General features: G+C 73.5%; 13 protein-coding genes. 8 read left to right on the plus strand and 5 right to left on the minus strand.

Features of this window, described 5'->3' with window-relative positions:
• The first annotated feature begins 79 nt into the window (after nucleotides 1-79).
• Nucleotides 80-1,747 (plus strand): fumarate hydratase, encoded by a 1,668-nt coding sequence (locus tag ACH5AR_RS24495; RefSeq protein WP_396303636.1) that lies wholly within the window; start codon nucleotides 80-82, stop codon nucleotides 1,745-1,747.
• A gap of 86 nt (nucleotides 1,748-1,833) precedes the next feature.
• On the opposite strand, the gene ACH5AR_RS24500 is transcribed toward ACH5AR_RS24495, so the two are convergent.
• Nucleotides 1,834-2,592 carry a GntR family transcriptional regulator gene (locus ACH5AR_RS24500; protein ID WP_396303637.1) on the minus strand — a complete coding sequence of 253 codons (759 nt, stop codon included), beginning with the start codon at nucleotides 2,590-2,592 and terminating at the stop codon, nucleotides 1,834-1,836.
• A 138-nt stretch (nucleotides 2,593-2,730) separates the two neighbouring features.
• On the opposite strand from ACH5AR_RS24500, the gene ACH5AR_RS24505 reads away from it, so the two are divergent.
• The gene (locus ACH5AR_RS24505) at nucleotides 2,731-2,934 is read left to right on the plus strand and encodes a hypothetical protein (RefSeq protein ID WP_396303638.1); all 204 of its coding nucleotides are present in this window, start codon (nucleotides 2,731-2,733) and stop codon (nucleotides 2,932-2,934) included.
• A 254-nt stretch (nucleotides 2,935-3,188) separates the two neighbouring features.
• On the opposite strand, the gene ACH5AR_RS24510 is transcribed toward ACH5AR_RS24505, so the two are convergent.
• Nucleotides 3,189-3,476 (minus strand): hypothetical protein, encoded by a 288-nt coding sequence (locus ACH5AR_RS24510; RefSeq protein WP_396303639.1) that lies wholly within the window; start codon nucleotides 3,474-3,476, stop codon nucleotides 3,189-3,191.
• Between the two features lie 214 nt (nucleotides 3,477-3,690).
• Between ACH5AR_RS24510 and ACH5AR_RS24515 the strand changes: the two genes are divergently transcribed.
• The 3 genes from ACH5AR_RS24515 to ACH5AR_RS24525 all read left to right on the plus strand — a co-directional run bounded on the left by ACH5AR_RS24515 (nucleotide 3,691) and on the right by ACH5AR_RS24525 (nucleotide 9,848).
• Nucleotides 3,691-6,651, plus strand: coding sequence for a BTAD domain-containing putative transcriptional regulator (locus ACH5AR_RS24515; protein ID WP_396303640.1), 2,961 nt, complete (start codon nucleotides 3,691-3,693; stop codon nucleotides 6,649-6,651).
• A 480-nt stretch (nucleotides 6,652-7,131) separates the two neighbouring features.
• Complete coding sequence (locus tag ACH5AR_RS24520; protein ID WP_396303641.1) at nucleotides 7,132-7,896, plus strand: class I SAM-dependent methyltransferase; 765 nt, start codon at nucleotides 7,132-7,134, stop codon at nucleotides 7,894-7,896.
• 83 nt (nucleotides 7,897-7,979) lie between these two features.
• Nucleotides 7,980-9,848 carry a SpoIIE family protein phosphatase gene (locus ACH5AR_RS24525; protein ID WP_396303642.1) on the plus strand — a complete coding sequence of 623 codons (1,869 nt, stop codon included), beginning with the start codon at nucleotides 7,980-7,982 and terminating at the stop codon, nucleotides 9,846-9,848.
• Between the two features lie 44 nt (nucleotides 9,849-9,892).
• Here the strand turns inward: ACH5AR_RS24525 and ACH5AR_RS24530 are convergent, their stop codons facing one another.
• Nucleotides 9,893-12,088 (minus strand): MMPL family transporter, encoded by a 2,196-nt coding sequence (locus ACH5AR_RS24530; protein WP_396303643.1) that lies wholly within the window; start codon nucleotides 12,086-12,088, stop codon nucleotides 9,893-9,895.
• A gap of 123 nt (nucleotides 12,089-12,211) precedes the next feature.
• Here ACH5AR_RS24530 and ACH5AR_RS24535 point away from each other — a divergent pair, with 123 nt between their 5' ends.
• A complete protein-coding gene (locus ACH5AR_RS24535) occupies nucleotides 12,212-12,850 on the plus strand; it encodes a TetR/AcrR family transcriptional regulator (RefSeq protein ID WP_396303644.1) in 639 nt (212 codons plus the stop codon).
• A gap of 32 nt (nucleotides 12,851-12,882) precedes the next feature.
• Here the strand turns inward: ACH5AR_RS24535 and ACH5AR_RS24540 are convergent, their stop codons facing one another.
• Nucleotides 12,883-13,833, minus strand: a complete 951-nt coding sequence (locus ACH5AR_RS24540; RefSeq protein WP_396303645.1) for a LysR substrate-binding domain-containing protein — start codon at nucleotides 13,831-13,833, stop codon at nucleotides 12,883-12,885.
• Between the two features lie 191 nt (nucleotides 13,834-14,024).
• Between ACH5AR_RS24540 and ACH5AR_RS24545 the strand changes: the two genes are divergently transcribed.
• A complete protein-coding gene (locus tag ACH5AR_RS24545) occupies nucleotides 14,025-14,576 on the plus strand; it encodes a peroxiredoxin (protein ID WP_360354131.1) in 552 nt (183 codons plus the stop codon).
• 3 nt (nucleotides 14,577-14,579) lie between these two features.
• Nucleotides 14,580-15,122 (plus strand): alkyl hydroperoxide reductase, encoded by a 543-nt coding sequence (locus ACH5AR_RS24550; RefSeq protein ID WP_396303646.1) that lies wholly within the window; start codon nucleotides 14,580-14,582, stop codon nucleotides 15,120-15,122.
• A gap of 113 nt (nucleotides 15,123-15,235) precedes the next feature.
• Here ACH5AR_RS24550 and ACH5AR_RS24555 read toward each other — a convergent pair whose 3' ends face one another.
• Nucleotides 15,236-16,750: an AI-2E family transporter gene (locus tag ACH5AR_RS24555; protein ID WP_396303647.1), complete on the minus strand. Its 1,515-nt coding sequence runs from the start codon at nucleotides 16,748-16,750 to the stop codon at nucleotides 15,236-15,238.
• Nucleotides 16,751-17,035 lie beyond the last annotated feature (285 nt).

The following is a 17,035-nucleotide window of genomic DNA, read 5'->3' on the forward strand; positions in this document are numbered from 1 at the left end:
GTCGGCTTCCGCCGGGTCCTACCCTGGATGCTGCTTCGCCGACGCAGCCGGACCAACTGGACAGCTAAGGACCGCCCCCATGGCTCCCACGCCAGACTTCGAGTACAGCGACCTGCTCCCCCTGGGCGCTGACCCGACCCCGTACCGCAAGCTCACCTCCGAGGGTGTCTCGACCTTCGAGGCCGGCGGTCGCACCTTCCTCCAGGTGGAGCCCGAGGCGCTGCGGCTGCTGACGGCCGAGGCGATGCACGACATCTCGCACTACCTGCGCCCCGCCCACCTCGCCCAGCTGCGCCGCATCCTGGACGACCCGGAGGCCAGCCCGAACGACCGCTTCGTGGCGCTCGACCTGCTGAAGAACGTCAACATCTCGGCCGGCGGCATCCTGCCGATGTGCCAGGACACCGGCACCGCGATCGTCATGGGCAAGCGCGGCCAGCAGGTGCTCACCTCCGGCGCCGACGAGGCCGCCATCGCGCGGGGCGTGTACGACGCGTACACCAAGCTCAACCTGCGCTACTCCCAGATGGCCCCGGTGACCATGTGGGACGAGAAGAACACCGGCAACAACCTGCCGGCCCAGATCGAGCTGTACGCCACCGACGGCGACGCGTACAAGTTCCTGTTCATGGCCAAGGGCGGCGGCTCCGCCAACAAGTCGTACCTGTACCAGGAGACCAAGGCGATCCTGAACGAGGCGAGCATGCTCTCGTTCCTGGAGCAGAAGATCCGCTCGCTGGGTACCGCGGCCTGCCCGCCGTACCACCTCGCCATCGTGATCGGCGGCACCAGCGCCGAGTTCGCGCTGAAGACCGCCAAGTACGCCTCGGCGCACTACCTGGACAACCTGCCGACCTCCGGCAACGCGAAGACCGGCCACGGCTTCCGCGACCTGGAGCTGGAGGCCAGGGTCACCGAGCTGACCCAGAAGATCGGTATCGGCGCCCAGTTCGGCGGCAAGTACTTCTGCCACGACGTGCGCGTGGTGCGCCTGCCTCGGCACGGCGCCTCGCTGCCGGTCGCCATGGCCGTCTCCTGCTCCGCCGACCGCCAGGCGCTCGGCAAGATCACCGCCGAGGGCGTCTTCCTGGAGCAGCTGGAGACCGACCCGGCGAAGTACCTGCCGGACACCACGGACGAGCACCTCGACGACGACGTGGTGCGCATCGACCTCGACCAGCCGATGTCCGCGATCCGCGCCGAGCTCTCCAAGTACCCGGTGAAGACCCGCCTCTCGCTCACCGGCACGCTGGTCGTCGCCCGCGACATCGCCCACGCCAAGATCAAGGAGCGCCTGGACGCCGGCGAGGGCATGCCCAAGTACCTCCAGGACCACCCGGTCTACTACGCGGGCCCGGCCAAGACCCCCGAGGGCTACGCCTCCGGCTCCTTCGGCCCCACCACGGCCGGCCGGATGGACTCCTACGTCGACCAGTTCCAGGCGGCCGGCGGCTCGATGGTCATGCTCGCCAAGGGCAACCGCAGCAAGCAGGTCACCGACGCCTGCGCCGCCCACGGCGGCTTCTACCTCGGCTCCATCGGCGGCCCGGCCGCCCGCCTCGCCCAGGACTGCATCAAGAAGGTCGAGGTGCTGGAGTACGCCGAGCTCGGCATGGAGGCCGTCTGGCGCATCGAGGTCGAGGACTTCCCGGCCTTCATCGTCGTCGACGACAAGGGCAACGACTTCTTCCGCGAGACCACCGAGGGCCCGCTGATCACCAACCTGCGGGTGCGCTCCAAGGAGTAGCCCCCGCACCCCCGCTCCGCCCCGGCCGCCCGCGCGGCCGGGGCGCCGTCGTTCCCGCCCCGCCGCCCGGCCCCCGGCACGCCCGGTCAGGCGTCGAAGTCGTACTCCAGGACGTAGGAGGCGGCGTCCAGGATCATCTCGTTGAGCTCGACGACCTGGCCCTCGTCGGCGAAGGCGGTGCGGCAGATCAGGATGACCGGGGTGCCCGCGGACAGCTCCAGCCGGGCGGCCTCCTCGCCGCTGGGCATCCGGGAGCGGACCTCCTCGCGGAAGTGCACGGGCTTGGCGCCGATCTCGGCCAGCCGCGCGTAGGTGCCGCCGGGGCCGGTGTCCTCGCGGGTGATGGCGGTGCCGGAGACCAGGACGGCCGGCAGGTACGAGGTGGACAGCAGCACGGGCTTGCCGTCCAGCACGAAGCGGCGGTGCCGCACGCACATCGGGGTGCCCGGGTCCACCCCGAGCACCCGGGCCACGTGCTCGGGCGCGCCCCGCTCGGTGACGGACACCTGGTCGACCACCAGGTCGCGGTTGTCGATGTCCGCCGACCATATCGACCGCCCGGAGCCCCACTGGCCCTGCGCCAGCCGCTGGATGCCACGCCGGCGCAGCGGCCGGAAGTCCCGGACGAACACCCCCGCGCCGCGGCGGGCCTCGGCGATGCCCTCGCTCTTCAGCACGCCCAACGCCTGACGGGCGGTCATGCGGGCCACGCCGTACTCGTCCATGAGGTCGTTCTCGCCGGGCAGGCGGTCCCCCGCCCGGTACCGGCCGGCGTCGATGGCCGCCTTCAGCGCTTCGGCGATCCGCTGGTACTTGGGCTGCTTGTCGCCACTGCTGCCGGTCATCGCCGCTCCCTCTGCCTCGGAGAAATCGTAGGCGTGCCCGCGGCCTCCGGTAAGGAGATACGACCGTTGACATCTCTAGAGATATTAGCTTCTCTAGAGATGCTGGCCAGTCGCCGACCCCGAGCGAGGAGCAGCACGGTGAGCACCCGACAGCGCAAGGCCCCGGCCTACCGGCCCCACGTGGGTGAACTCGTCCTCGACCGGAGGACCGGACGCACCGGCATCTACATGGACACCATCGGCGGCGAGCACTACCTGCGCCCCGAGGGCGGCGGCCTGGAATGGGCCGCCGAACCCCACCACGTCGCCCCCGCCCCCGAGCCCCGCGATTCGGCTGATTGAGATCAGTGCCGGGAATTTGCGGAAAAATCCACGCAAGCCACAACAATCCAGCCCGAACAATACCCTTGGTGAATCAGGAATTCCGGAACGCCCGACACCCACCGCCGGGCACGTTACGGATAGCACCGGTCACCATGCGTGCACCGCGGTCGGGAATCAGCCACCGCGATGCACCGGCACACGAATTGGCCCGCGCATAACCGACAGTGCCCCCGCGCCCGGACGGGGGCACGGGGGCACGGGGGCGCCGACCCTTACGGGTGGCCGCCGACGGCGTTCTCCTGCTCGTACTTCCGCCGGCCCGGCTCACCGGTGGCGGGCGTGGTGGGCTCCACCACGTAGTCGCCCTCGTCACCGGCGAAGCCGTTGTCTATCAGCGCCTTCTGCTCGTCCGTCGGCGCGGTGTACTCCGCCGGGTCCGAGGACACGGCCACCGCGCCCTCGACAGCCTTGCCCGCTTCCACAGCGGCGGCCGGGGCCTCCGTCTTCGCCTCGTTCTCGGGCGCCGGTGCCACCGGGGTCGCGCTCTGGTCGTTGGCCATGGGGCGGCCGCCTTTCAGTCATCAAATGTGTCCCGCCCGACCTCCGTGGCGCGGGCGCGCGGACAGTATCGTAGGGTTGATTAAATGTCCGATAAACATCGTGTGGCTTGCGGCGCCGTCCGGCAGAGTCGGGCGTCCGCCTAAGCTGAACCACCACGGCGGACCGCCGAGCGCCCTATCACGGAATCGACACCACAGGCCATCGGGGGACTTCATGGAGTTTCGGGAGACGCCGCAGACCCCTGCGCTGCGCTTCCAAGTCCTCGGTCCGGTCCAGGCCTGGCTCGACGGCAAACCCCTCTCGCTCGGCTCCCCCCAGCAGCAGGCGGTCCTGACCACCCTCCTGCTGCACTCCGGACGCCCCGTCACCACCCAGGACCTGGTGGACGCGCTCTGGGGCGAACGGCCCCCGACCCAGGCCGTGGCGGCGCTGCGCACCTACGTGTCCCGGCTGCGCTCCGTCATCGAGCCCCGGCGCGAGGTCCGCCGGCCCGCCGAACTCCTGGTCTCGGTCGCCGACGGCTACGCGCTGCGCATCCCGGGCGAGGCCCTCGACCTGGCCGTCTTCGAACGCCTCGCCGCCGAGGCGGCGGCCGCCCGGGCCGCCGGCGACAAGCGGGAGGCGCACCGGCTGCTGGGGCAGGCCCTGGACCTGTTCAGCGGCCGCCCGCTCACCGGCATCCCCGGCCCCTACGCCGACACCCAGCGGCAGCGGCTGGCCGAGCGCCAGGTGGCCGCTGCCGAGGAGCTGTGCGCCGCCGCCCTCGACATCGGCCTACACGCCGAGATCGTCACCGAGCTCAACAACCTGACGACCGAGCACCCGCTGCGCGAGCGCCTGCGCGAGCTGCTGATGCTGGCCCTGTACCGCTGCGGCCGCCAGGCCGAGGCGCTCGGCGTCTACACCGACACCCGGAAGATCCTGATCGAGGAGCTCGGCGTCGAGCCGGGCGCCGGGCTGTCCGCGATGCACACCCGCATCCTCGCCGCCGACCCCGCGCTCGCCGTCCCGACCGCCCCCGCCCCGACGCCCCCGGAGGAAAGCCCGGCCGCCCCGCCCGCACCGGCCCAACTCCCGGCCGACGTCTCGGACTTCAGCGGTCGGTCCGAGCTGGTGGGGGAGCTGTCCACGGTGCTGATGAACGCCACCGGGCAGGCCGTGGTGGTCACCTCGCTGGCGGGCATCGGCGGCGTCGGCAAGACCACCCTCGCCGTGCACGTCGCCCACCGCGTCCGCGCCGAGTTCCCGGACGGACAGCTCTACGTCGACCTGCGCGGAGCCGGCACCTCGCCGGCCGACCCGGCGGTCGTGCTGGGCGACTTCCTGCACGCGCTCGGCGTCCCCGAGAGCCCCGACTCGCTGGAACAGCGCGCCGCGCTCTACCGCTCGCTGCTCGCCAGCCGCCGGATGCTCATCCTCCTCGACAACGCGCGCGACGCCGAACAGATCCAGCCGCTCATCCCCGGGGTCTCCGGCTGCGCCGTGCTGGCCACCAGCCGCTCCCGGCTGGCCGGCATCCCGGGCGCCCACCTGTTCGACGTCGAGGAGCTGACCCCGGACGAGGCGCTGGCGCTGTTCTCGGCCATCGTCGGCGAGCAGCGCGTCGCCAACGAGCCGGAGGCGGCCATGAAGGTCGTCTCCGCCTGCGGCTTCCTGCCGCTGGCCGTCCGCATCGCCGCCGCCCGGCTGGCCAGCCGCCCGCGCTGGAGCGTCTCCGACCTGGCCAGTCGGTTAGCCGACCAGCGCCGCCGCCTGGACGAGCTCCAGCTCGGCAACCTGGCCGTGGAGACCACCATCGGCCTCGGGTACGGGCAGCTGTCCGCCCCCGAGGCCCGCGCCTTTCGGCTGCTCGCCCTGATCGACTCCCCCGACATCCCGCTGGCGGCCGCCGCGGCGCTGCTCGGCGTGGACGAGTACACCGCCGAGGACCTCGCCGAGGCCCTGGTCGAGGCGAACATGCTGGAGTGCTTCACCCCCGGCCGCTACCGCTACCACGACCTGCTCCGGCTCTACGCCCAGCGGCAGAACGAACGGATCGGGGACACCGAGGAGCAGCAGCGGGCCGTCCTGCGGCTGCTGGAGCTGCTGATCCCGACCGTGCGCAACGCGGCCCAGGTCATCGAGCCGGACGAGCACGTGATCGAGCAGCTCACCGCGCTCGCCGCCCCGGGCCTCGGCCTGCCCACCAGCCACGCCGCCCAGGACTGGCTGCGCACCGAGGGCGGCCTGCTGCTCAGCGCCGTCGAGGCCGCCGCGAGCGGCCCCGGCTCGTTGCAGCGCGCCGCCGTCGACCTGCTGAACTACCTGATCAGCATCGACCCGGACCCGACCCGCGGCCCCCGGGCGCTGCGGACCCTGGAGGCCGTCCGCGAGGACGCGCAGCGCCGTGACGACGCGGCCGCGCTCGCCCGGGTGTACTTCGCCCGCGGCACCCTGCAGTCCGTCACCAGCGACTTCCAGGGGGCCGAGCAGTCCTTCCGCCAGGGGCTGGTCCACCAGTCGCCGGACGAGCCGACCTTCCTGCTGCTGGCCACCGCCAACATGCTCGGCGTGATGCTGAGCATGGCCAACCGCCCCGCCGAGGCGCTGCCGTTCCTGGAGCAGGCCCGGGCCACCAGCCAGGCCGTCGGCGCCCCCAAGTCCGAGGCCCGGATCGTCAGCAACATGGCCCGGGTGCAGCACCGCCTCGGCATGGCCGAGACGGCGATCCGCTCGGCGCAGGACGGCGTCGCCGCCGCCCGGGCGTCCAGGAACGGCCCGCTGCTCGCCCAGACCCTCTACCAGCTGGGCGTGGTGCTCTCCGGCATCGAGGCCGTCCCGCACCTGCGGGAGGCGCACCGGCTCTACCGGTCCCAGCGCAACCCGCTCTGGGAGGGCTACACCCTCGCCCGCCTGGCCTCCGCACTCCTCACCGCCGGCCAGCCCGCCGAAGCCGCCGAGGCGGCCGACGAATCGCTGGCGATCGGCCAGGAGATGGGCTCCGCCTACTGCCAGGGCCTGGCCAACGCCGCCCTGGGCGAGGCCCTGCTGGCGCTCGCCCAGCCCGCCCGCGGCCTCGCCTGCCTCCAGGAGGCCCACGCGACCTTCACACGGCTCGGTGTGCCAGAGGCCTCCCCCGTGGCGGACCTCATCTCCCGACAGCACACCGAGCCCCTCTCTCCCCCCGCGCCATAGGACCTCCACTCCCCCGACGGACGCCCTCCCCCGATCCGCGCGTCGGCGTTCCCGCAGCCCCCCGGCTGCGGGAACGCCCTCAACGCTTCCCCGGCGCTGGACTCCACTGTGCACCGGGCCGATTGACGTTCGATAAACGCCGGATAGTCGGCCCGTCGAGCGGCGAAGCCGCAGGTCATCGACCTTGCCCGGGCGCGCCGTCCGGCGTGCGGGGCCGTACGCGCAACCCCGCCCGCACCCTCGTGCTTCCGCAACCCGGGCCACATCGGCCCAAGCACGGCGAGTTGGCCGGAAACGGACCCCATGGCGCAGTGATCACGCATATTCTCAGATGCCAGTACGCACACGAGTGGCTGCCGAAGACGCATCGCGGCGCAGCCCGTCCGTGTGGTGCGCAGAGCGTGACGTACCGCCACCGGCAGCGGCCCTCGGGGCGCGGACGAGCCACCGGAGGCCACGGGTGGAAGGGTGCCTCACAACGTGACGACCGGACGGATATCCGACCCGTTCCCCGTCGGCGAGGACGCCGGCGACGACGAGCCCGAGGTCCGGCGGCGGCGGGCGGCCCGGGCCCTGCAGGCGGTCGCCTTCGACACCATCGGCGCCGGGTACGGCGAGGCCTTCCCGGCCAAGGACGGACAGCTGGCCTGCGGCCGGCGGCTGCTCGCCGAGCTCGAACCCGGCGCCCGGGTGCTGGACGCGGGCTGCGGCACCGGCGAGCCGACCGTCCGCCAGCTGACCGCGGCCGGCCTGCGGGTCACCGGCGCGGACCTCTCCGACGGGATGCTCGCCCTGGCCCGGCGGACGGCCTTCCCGGGCGTCTTCGCGCCGCTCTTCCACCGGATCGACCTGTACGATCTGGCCACCGAGCGCGCCGCCCGGGTCTGGAACGCCCCCGGGCTGGGGCCGGACGGCCGGGGCCGCTTCGCCGCGGTCACCGCGTTCTTCTCGCTGATCCTGCTCCCGCAGGACGAGGTCCCGACCGTGCTGCGGCAGCTGCGCGAACTCCTGCGGCCGGGCGGGCTGCTGGCGCTCGGTATGGTCGAGGCGGACCTGGATCACGTTCCGCTTCCGTTCCTTGGCAGAGAGCTGCGGATCAGTGGGTATCTGAGGGAGGATCTGGAGCGGGTTCTGGTCGCGGCCGGCTTCGCCGTCGAGGAGTGCTCGGGGCATCCGTACGCACCGGCCAGTACCTCGCTGCCGCCGGAGGAACAGCTGTTCCTGTGCTGTCGACGCGTCGGCTGATCGAACCGGGACAGGACCGGCCGTCCGTGCGGCCGACGCAACAGAACAGCTCACCGACCACACCGAATCCAGGACAGGCAGCCGTGCGCGACCAGCTCAAGACCGAGGCGGAGCAGCCGCCCGCCGTCCCGGGCCAGCGCCGCCAGGACCCGGCCGCGCCGGCCCCGAACCCGGCCCTGCCCCCGGCCCCGTCACGCCGCCCGGGCGCCCGACCGGAGCGCACCGAGATGGCGGACCGCCTGGCGTACCTCGACTCGGCGACCCGGCGGATCAACAGCGCCCTCGACCTCGCCGCGACGCTGCGCAACATCGGCCGGGTGCTGGTCCCGACGCTCGCCGACGCCGCCGTCGTCCACCTGCGCGACCCGCTGCCCAACGTGGAGCGCGAGCCCGGCTTCCCCGAGGAGCTGCGGATACACCACAGCACCGGCACCCGGATCGGCCGCCGCGGCCGGCCGAGCGGGCTGGACGACCGGCGCCGCTCCCGCTACGGCGCCCGCTCGACCGCCGACGGCGGCCCGGCCACCCCGGTGACCCGGGGCGGGGCGCTCGCCCACGCCCTGCTGAGCCGCCGCCCCGCCGAGCCCGCCGTCCTCGGCACCCCCTCCGCCGAGCGCGCCGAGACGCTGCTGCGCGAGCTGTACGGCACCCGCGGGGTGGCCCGGCTGGCCGCCGGCACCTCCGTCCTCGCCCTGCCGCTGCGCGGCCGCAAGGCCGTGCTCGGGCTGCTGATACTGATCCGCCGCCCTCCCGAACGCACCGGCCGCCCGGTCTTCGACGCCGCGGACACCGCCACCGCGGCACACCTCGCCACCCAGGCCGGGCTGGCCGTGGACACCGCGCTGCGCTACGCCCGCGAGTGGGAGATCGCCAACGAGCTCCAGCGCAGCATGCTGCCGCTGCGCCTGCCGCAGCCGCACGGCGTCCGGATCGCCCAGCGCTACCTGCCCGGCGAACGCGGCGCGCAGGTCGGCGGGGACTGGTACGACGCCGTCCCGCTGCCCGGCAACCGGGTCGCCCTGATCGTCGGCGACGTGATGGGCCACTCGCTCACCTCGGCCGCCATCATGGGCCAGCTGCGCACCAGCGCCCAGACCCTGGCCGCCCTCGACCTGCCGCCGCACGAGGTGCTCTACCACCTGGACGAGCAGGCCCAACGGCTCGGCCGCGAACAGCACCTGGCCACCTGCGTCTACGCCGTGTACGACCCGATCGCCAACCGGGTGGTGATGGCCAACGCCGGGCACGTCCCGCCGGTGCTGGTCGGCCCGGACGGCACCGCCGAGCTGGTCGAACTGGACTCCGGGGCGCCGATCGGCGTCGGCGGGGTGGACTTCAACTCCGTCGAGCTGCCCGCGCCGCCCGGCTCGGCGCTGCTGCTGTTCACCGACGGCCTGGTGGAGACCCGCACCCGCCCGATCAGCGACGGCCTGGAGGTGCTGCGCGCCCGGATCGCCGCCGCCCGCCGGCAGTCCCCCGAGCAGCTCTGCCAGGAGGCGCTGCGGATCCTGCCGCCCGGCGACCGCGGCGACGACATCGCGCTGCTCGCCGCCTGCTTCGACGGCATCCCGGCCGGGGACGTCGCCCACTGGTACCTCCAGCCGCGCAACGAGACGCCGGGCCGGGCCCGGCGGCTGGCCGCGCACACGCTGCGCCGCTGGGGGCTGGGCGAGCTCAGCGAGGCGACCGAACTGATGGTCAGCGAGCTGGTGACCAACGCCGTCCAGCACGCGACCCGGCCGGTCACCCTGAGCCTGGTGCGCACCACCCGGCTGCGCTGCGAGGTCGGCGACGACAGCCCGCTGCTGCCCCGCCCGCGCCGCACCGGGCCGGAGGACGAGCGCGGCCGCGGGCTGCAGATAGTCGCCCGGTGCGCGGACCGCTGGGGCGCGACCAGGCTGGGCACCGGCAAGGTGGTCTGGTTCGAGCAGCGGCTGCCGCTGCGGACGTGACGGTGCCCGGCGGGAGCGGATCCCGCCGGGCACCCGGGCCGGCCTCAGACGCCGGCGGCCTCCCTGGCCGGCTGCTCCGCCGGCCGCTGCTCCAGTTCGGCGACCAGCCGCTCGCCCTCCATGTCCACCCGCGGCACGACCTTCTCCAGCCGCTTCGGGAACCACCAGGCGGCCCGGCCGAACAGCGCCATCGCGGCCGGCACCAGCGCCATCCGCACCACGAAGGCGTCCACCAGCACGCCCACCGCGAGGGCGAAGCCGATCGGCTGGACGATCGGGTCGTGGCCGAAGACGAACGAACCGAAGACCGCCGCCATGATCAGCGCGGCCGCCGTGACCACCCGGGCCCCGTTGCGCACCCCGGCCACCACGGCCTCGCGCGGCGCCGAGCCGTGGACGTACCGCTCCTTCATCCCGGAGACCAGGAACAGCTCGTAGTCCATCGCCAGCCCGAACAGCACGCCGATCAGCAGGATCGGCACGAAGCTCACCACCGGCCCGACCTTGGGCACGTCGATCAGCCCGTCCAGCCAGCCCCACTGGTAGACCGCGACCACCGCGCCGAGCGAGGCGGTGATGCTGAGCAGGAAGCCGGCCACCGCCTTGAGCGGGACGAGCACCGAGCGGAACGCCAGCCCCAGCAGCACCACGGCGATCCCGACGATCACCGCGAGGAACGGCGGCAGCGCCTGGCCGAGCTTGGTGGAGACGTCGATGTTGGCGGCCGTGGTGCCGGTGACGGCGATGTCCGCGCCGGTCGCCGCCCTGAGCTCCGCCTTCTGGCCGCGGATCTCGTTGACCAGCGCCCTGGTGTCCTCGTGGTCCGGGCCGGTGCGCGGGATGACGGTCACCAGCGCGGTGCGGCTCGCCTCGTCGACGGTCGGCGGCAGCAGCGTCCCGACGCCGTCGAGGGTCTGGAGCCTGGCGGCCACGCCCTGCACCGCCTGCTCGGGCTGCGGCGCGCCGTGGGCGTCCACCACGACCACCAGCGGCGCGTTGAAGCCCGGGCCGAAGCTCTCGCTCACCCGGTCGTACGCCGTGCGCGCGTCCGTCCCGGCGGCCTGCGAACCGCCGCCCGGCAGGCCGAGCTCCAGGCTCGCGGCGGGCACCGCCAGGGCGCCCAGCCCGGTCAGGCCGACCAGCAGCACCGGCAGCGGGCGGCGGACCACGAAGCGGCCCCAGCGCTCGCCCAGGGTGGTGCGGCCGTCGGTGGCCAGGGCCCGCCTCCAGACCGGCAGCCGGTCGATCGCCCGGCCGGTGAAGCCCAGCACGGCGGGCAGCAGCGTGATCGCGACCAGGACGGCCACCACCACGGCCCCGGAGGCGGCCAGGCCCATCACGGTGAGGAAGGGGACGCCCGCGACGGCGAGCCCGGCGAGCGCGACGACCACGGTGAGCCCGGCGAAGACGACGGCGCTGCCGGCCGTCGCGGTGGCCCGGGCGGCGGACTCCTCCGGTTCCAGGCCCTCCGCCAGGTGGCGGCGGTACCGGAAGAGGATGAACAGGGCGTAGTCGATGCCGACCGCGAGGCCGACCATCAGCGCCAGCACCGGCGCGGTGGTGATGACCTCGAAGGAGCCGGTGAGCGCCAGCAGGCCGGCCATCGTCACGCCGACGCCGACCAGCGCGGTCAGCAGCGGCAGCCCGGCGGCGACCAGGGTGCCGAGGGTGATCACCAGCACCACGCCGGCCACCACCAGGCCGGTCGCCTCGCTGCCGCCCTCGATCTTGGCCATCGTGTTGTAGGCGTCGCCGCCGAAGGCCACCTCCAGCCCGGCCGCGCGGGCCGGCTCGGCGGCGGCCTTCACCGCCGCGCGCTGCCCGTCGGTGACGTCGGCGAGCTTGTGGTCGAAGGAGACCAGCGCGATCGCGGCCTTCCCGTCCGGTGAGAGCGCGCCGGTGGCGTACGGGTCGGGCACCGCGGCCACGCCCGGCACCTGGGCGATCCGGGCGACGGACTCGCCGACCGCCCGGGCCGCCTCGGGCGTGCCGAGGCCGCCGGGGGCCGTGGCGGCGAAGACGACCTGGGCGGAGCCGTGCCCCTGCGCCGGGAAGGTGTCCTTGATCCGGTCCAGGGTGGCCTGCGCCTCGGTTCCCGGGACCTTGAACTCGTCGGTGGTCTTGCCGGCGAAGGCGCCCGCGGCCCCGCCGACGGCCAGGAGCAGGGCGATCCAGACGGCGACGACGGCCCGCCGTCGCCGGAAGCAGAAGCGGCCCAGTCGGTACAGGTACGTGGCCATCGGCGGTTCCTCGGGTCGTTCAGTGCAGGACACGTCCACCGTAAACCCAACTTTGTCGAGTGACAAAGTTGGTTGACATGATCGATCGACGCAGTTACCCGACCATGGCGCTACCCTGGCTGGATGGCACACGTCCCCGCCTCCGAGCGCCGACCGCAACTGGTCCAGGCCGCGATCGACCTGATGACCAGGGAAGGAATCGCGGCCGGCAGCACCCGCGCGATCGCGGCCGAGCTGGGCGTGGCGCAGGCCACGGTGCACTACACCTTCGGCACCAAGAAGGACCTCTACCGCGCCGTCGTCGAGCAGCTGAAGTCCGACTTCGTCGGCCAGGTGCGCGCCGCCTCCCCCGGCGACGGCACCTTCGGCGAGCAGGTCCGCACCCTGGTGCACGCGCTCTGGGAGGCCGCCACCGGCGAGCAGGGCCGCTGCGTGCTGCTCAGCGAGTTCGGGGCGCTGGCCCTGCGCGACCCGGACATGCAGGAGATCATGCTCGGGCTCCAGCACGACATCGAGGGCACCGCCGCCGAGATGATCGCCGCCCTCGCGGCCGCCCACGGCCTCACCCTGGCGACGCCCGCACGGCGGGTCGCCGTCCACTTCCTCAGCGGCTTCGACGGCCTGACGGCCCGCCGCCTCGCCCGCAGCCACCCCGCCGAGCGGCCCGACCCGGACACCCTGGACGCACTGGAGCTGCTGGTCTCGACGGCGGTCGGGCTCTGCCTGGGCGCCCCGGCGGCGGTCCCGGCACCGCCGGCCTAGGCCACCGCCCCCTCAGGGGCGCACCCGGCGGCTCAGGAGACGATCCGGACCGGCAGTTCGACCAGCACCTCGCGCAGCGCCGCCGCGAAGCGCTCGTACTCGGCGCTGCGGGCCGAGCCCGGCCGGACGGCCAGCCCGATCCGGCGGCCGGGCGCCGGGGCGGCGAAGCGGACGGCGGCCAGCCGGTCGGTGCGCCCGGCCTCGACGTCCAGCGCGGTGGCGGGCAGCAGGGTCACCCCGAGGCCGCCGGCGACCAGCTGGACCAGGGTGGACAGGCCGGCCGCGCGGGTGGTCGAGCCCGCCGGGTCGGCGCCGACCTCGCGGCAGATGTCCAGCGCCTGGTCGCGCAGGCAGTGGCCCTCCTCCAGCAGCAGCACGTCCAGGTCGAGCAGCACGTCGCGCGGCACGTCGATCCGGCCGGCGAGCGGGTGGCCGGGCGGGGTGAGCAGGACGAAGTCCTCGTCGAACAGCGGGATGTCCCTGGTCGGCGAGGCCCCGCCGGCGGGCAGCGCGAGCAGCAGGACGTCCAGCCGCCCGGCGGCCAGGCCCTCCAGCAGCGAGGGGGTGCGCTCCTCGTGGACGTGCAGCTCCAGCTCGGGGAAGCGGTCGCGGACCAGCCGCAGCACGGTGGGCAGCAGATAGGGCGCGACGGTCGGGATGACGCCCAGGTGCAGCGGCCCGGTGAACGGGCGGCGGGCGGCCTCGACCTCCTCGGTCAGGGCCTGGAGCGAGGCGAGCACCCGGCGGGCGTGCCGGTGCACGCGCTCCCCCAGGGGGGTGACGATCACCTTGCGCGTCGTACGCTCGACGAGCTGCACCCCGAGCGACTCCTCCAGCGCCGCGACCGCCCCGGAGAGCGCGGGCTGGCTCGTGCCGGTGGCGGCGGCGGCCTCCCGGAAGTGCCGGTGCTCGGCCACCGCGACGAAAGCCCGCAGCTGGGCGACGGTCGGGGTGCGCGGAGTGCGGACTGTGGCGCTCGCCACAGTCGGGTCGGCTTTGGCCCCGCCGTTCCTGCGGGGACCCGGTCGTGACGTGGGGGAATCATTACTGATAGCAATCTCCGATCAAACACATCCAGTGTAGCTATTTCCCTGATCAGTCCACGATGTGGAACTGTGGCTCTTGTCCGGATTCCGGACAAAGCTCCCCTCCCCTCATGTCAGGAGATGTGAACGTGCTCACGATCGGTGACAAGTTCCCCGAGTTCGACCTCAAGGCCTGCGTGGACCTGGATGCCGCGAGCGCCTTCGCCGACATCAACCACAAGTCCTACGAGGGCAAGTGGAAGATCGTCTTCTTCTGGCCGATGGACTTCACCTTCGTCTGCCCGACCGAGATCGCCGCGTTCGGCAAGCTGAACGACGAGTTCGCCGACCGCGACGCCCAGATCCTCGGCGTCTCCGGCGACTCCGAGTTCGTCCACCACGCCTGGCGCAAGGACCACAAGGACCTGCGCGACCTGCCCTTCCCGATGCTGGCCGACATCAAGCACGACCTGATGCGCGCCTGCGGCGTCGAGGGCGAGGACGGCACCGCCCAGCGCGCCGTCTTCATCGTGGACCCGAACAACGAGATCCAGTTCGTCATGGTCACCGCCGGCTCCGTCGGCCGTAACCCCAAGGAGGTCCTGCGGGTGCTGGACGCCCTGCAGACCGACGAGCTGTGCCCGTGCAACTGGAACAAGGGCGAGGACACCCTCGACGCCCAGGCCCTGCTGGCGGGCTGACCCATGGCTCTCGACGACCTGAAGGCCGCCCTCCCGGACTACGCCAAGGACCTCAAGCTCAACCTGGGCTCGGTCATCGGCAACTCCGACCTCCCCGCCCAGCAGCTCTGGGGCACCGTGCTGTCCTGCGCGATGGCCACCCGCAGCCCCGGCCTGCTGCGCGAGCTGGAGCCCGAGGCCAAGGCCAACCTCTCCCCGGAGGCGTACGACGCCGCCAAGGGCGCGGCCGCGATCATGGGGATGAACAACGTCTACTACCGGACGCTGCACCTGCTCTCCGACAAGGAGTACAGCACGATGCGGGCCGGTCTGCGGATGAACATCATCGGCACCCCCGGCGTCGAGAAGGTCGACTTCGAGCTCTGGTGCTTCGCGGTCTCGGCCATCAACGGCTGCGGCCAGTGCCTCGACTCGCACGAGGCCGTGCTGCGCAAGGCCGGCGTCGAGCGCGAGGTCGTCCAGGCCTCGATGAAGATCGCCGCCGTCCTCCAGGCCGTGGCCGGCGTCCTCGACTCCGAGGCCGCCCTCGCCGGCGCCACCGCCTGACGCACCCCGGCACCCCGACGGGCCCCTCCCGGACACGCTGTCCGCGAGGGGCCCGTCGTCGTTTCCCGGCCGGGCGTTCCCCGGGCGGGCGGCCCCGGGCGGGCGGCCCCGGTTCAGTCGGTGGCGGGTGCGGCCGACGGCGCCGGACGGGCGGCCGCGGTGCGCCCGGCCGTCCGCTCGGCGGCCTCGCGGGCGGCCTCCAGCGCGGTGAAGACGGCCTGCCCGGCCTCGTTGCGCCGGCGCAGGTGGGAGACCACGGTGTTGGTGACGGCGATCAGCGGGACGGCGACCACCGCGCCGCCGATGCCGCCGATGATGCCGCCGGCCGCGACGCCGAGCACCACCCCGAGCGGATGGACCCGGACGGCCCGGCCGAGGATCAGCGGCTGCAGGATGTGGCTCTCCACCTGCATCACCACCACCAGCACCACCAGCACCATCAGCGCCGTCCACGGCCCCTGGGTGACCAGCGCGATCAGCACCGCGACGGTGCCGGTGACCAGCGCGCCGACCAGCGGGACGAAGGCACCCAGGAAGATGATCACGGCCAGCGGCAGGGCCAGCGGCACGCCCAGCAGGTCGACGCCGATGCCGATGCAGAGCGCGTCGATGAAGGCCACGCAGACCGTGCCCCGGACGTACGCGGTGAGCGTCGCCCAGGCCTTCGGGCCCGCCCCGGCCATCGCGAAGCGGGAGTGCCGGGGCAGGCCGCGCAGCGCCCAGTTCCAGATCTTCGCGCCGTCGTACAGGAAGAAGAAGGTGGTGAAGAAGGTCATCAGCAGCGCGGTCAGCACCTCGACGGCGATCTGCGCGCCGGTGATCGAGGCCGAGGTGAGCTGGTCGGTGTTGGTGGTGATGGCCTTGGTGATCTGGTTGGCGAAGTCGGTGATCTGCTGCTGGGTCAGGTGCAGCGGGCCGGTGACCATCCAGTCCCGCAGCTGGTTGACGCCGGTCTTCACCTGGGTGGTGACGTCCGAGAGGTTGGTCGACACCTGCCAGACCACGAACCAGCCGACCAGTCCGATCCCGGCCAGACCACTGAGGAACACCCCGCCCGCCGCCAGCGAGCGCGGCACCCCGCGCCGGCGCAGCCAGGAGACCGAGGGCTCCAGCAGCGCGGTGATCAGCAGTGAGGCCAGCACCGAGAAGGCGACCAGCCGCAGCATGTCGACCACGTAGAAGACGACGTAGAGCGCGGCGCCCAGCAGCAGCAGCCGCCAGGTCGACTCGGCGGCCACCCGCAGGCCCCACGGCACCGCCTCGGTGGGCGTGGCCGGGCGGCCGGGGTGGTGCTCCCGTCCGAGCCCGGCGTACCCGGCCGGCGCGGGGGCGGCCGCCGGGGCCGCCGCCGGGGCCGGCGGGGCCGCCTCGACCGACGGGACCGGATCGGCCCTGGGCAGCGGCGGCGGGACCGGCGCCTCGACGAGGGCCGCCGGGTGCCCGTCCACCAGCGCCGGGTGCCCGTCCACCAGCGCCGGCACCGGCCCGTCGGCCGGCGCCGGGAAGACCGGCTCGTGCGGGTCGGCCGCCATCGCGGCGCGCCGGCGCCGTTCGATCACGGCGGCCGCGCTCGCCACCACGGCCATGCCCTTGGCCACGGCCTTGAAGGCCTTTCCGCCCCGCGCCATCCTCGCTACCACCACTCCCCTGCCGAGCCCGCCGAGCCGGCGGTACGCCGCGGGTCCTGCCGCGGCCGTCAGGGATGACGCTACCGGGCGGTGGTCCGGCCGGTCCGGCCGCCGGTCCGTTCGACTCGGACCTCCCATCCCGATGAACCGGACAAAACACCGCCTTCCATCCGGTTTCGGACAGGAGCAGCCGGGGAGGAGTCGGGCGAGACCCCGGAGTCGAGCCGCCGAGGTCGCCCCACGGCCATCCGCCGGCGGACCGGCCGGCGCGGGAGGCATCCAGGA

Origin of the sequence: Kitasatospora sp. NPDC018619, assembly GCF_044391605.1 — a bacterium.
Lineage (GTDB): Bacteria > Actinomycetota > Actinomycetes > Streptomycetales > Streptomycetaceae > Kitasatospora.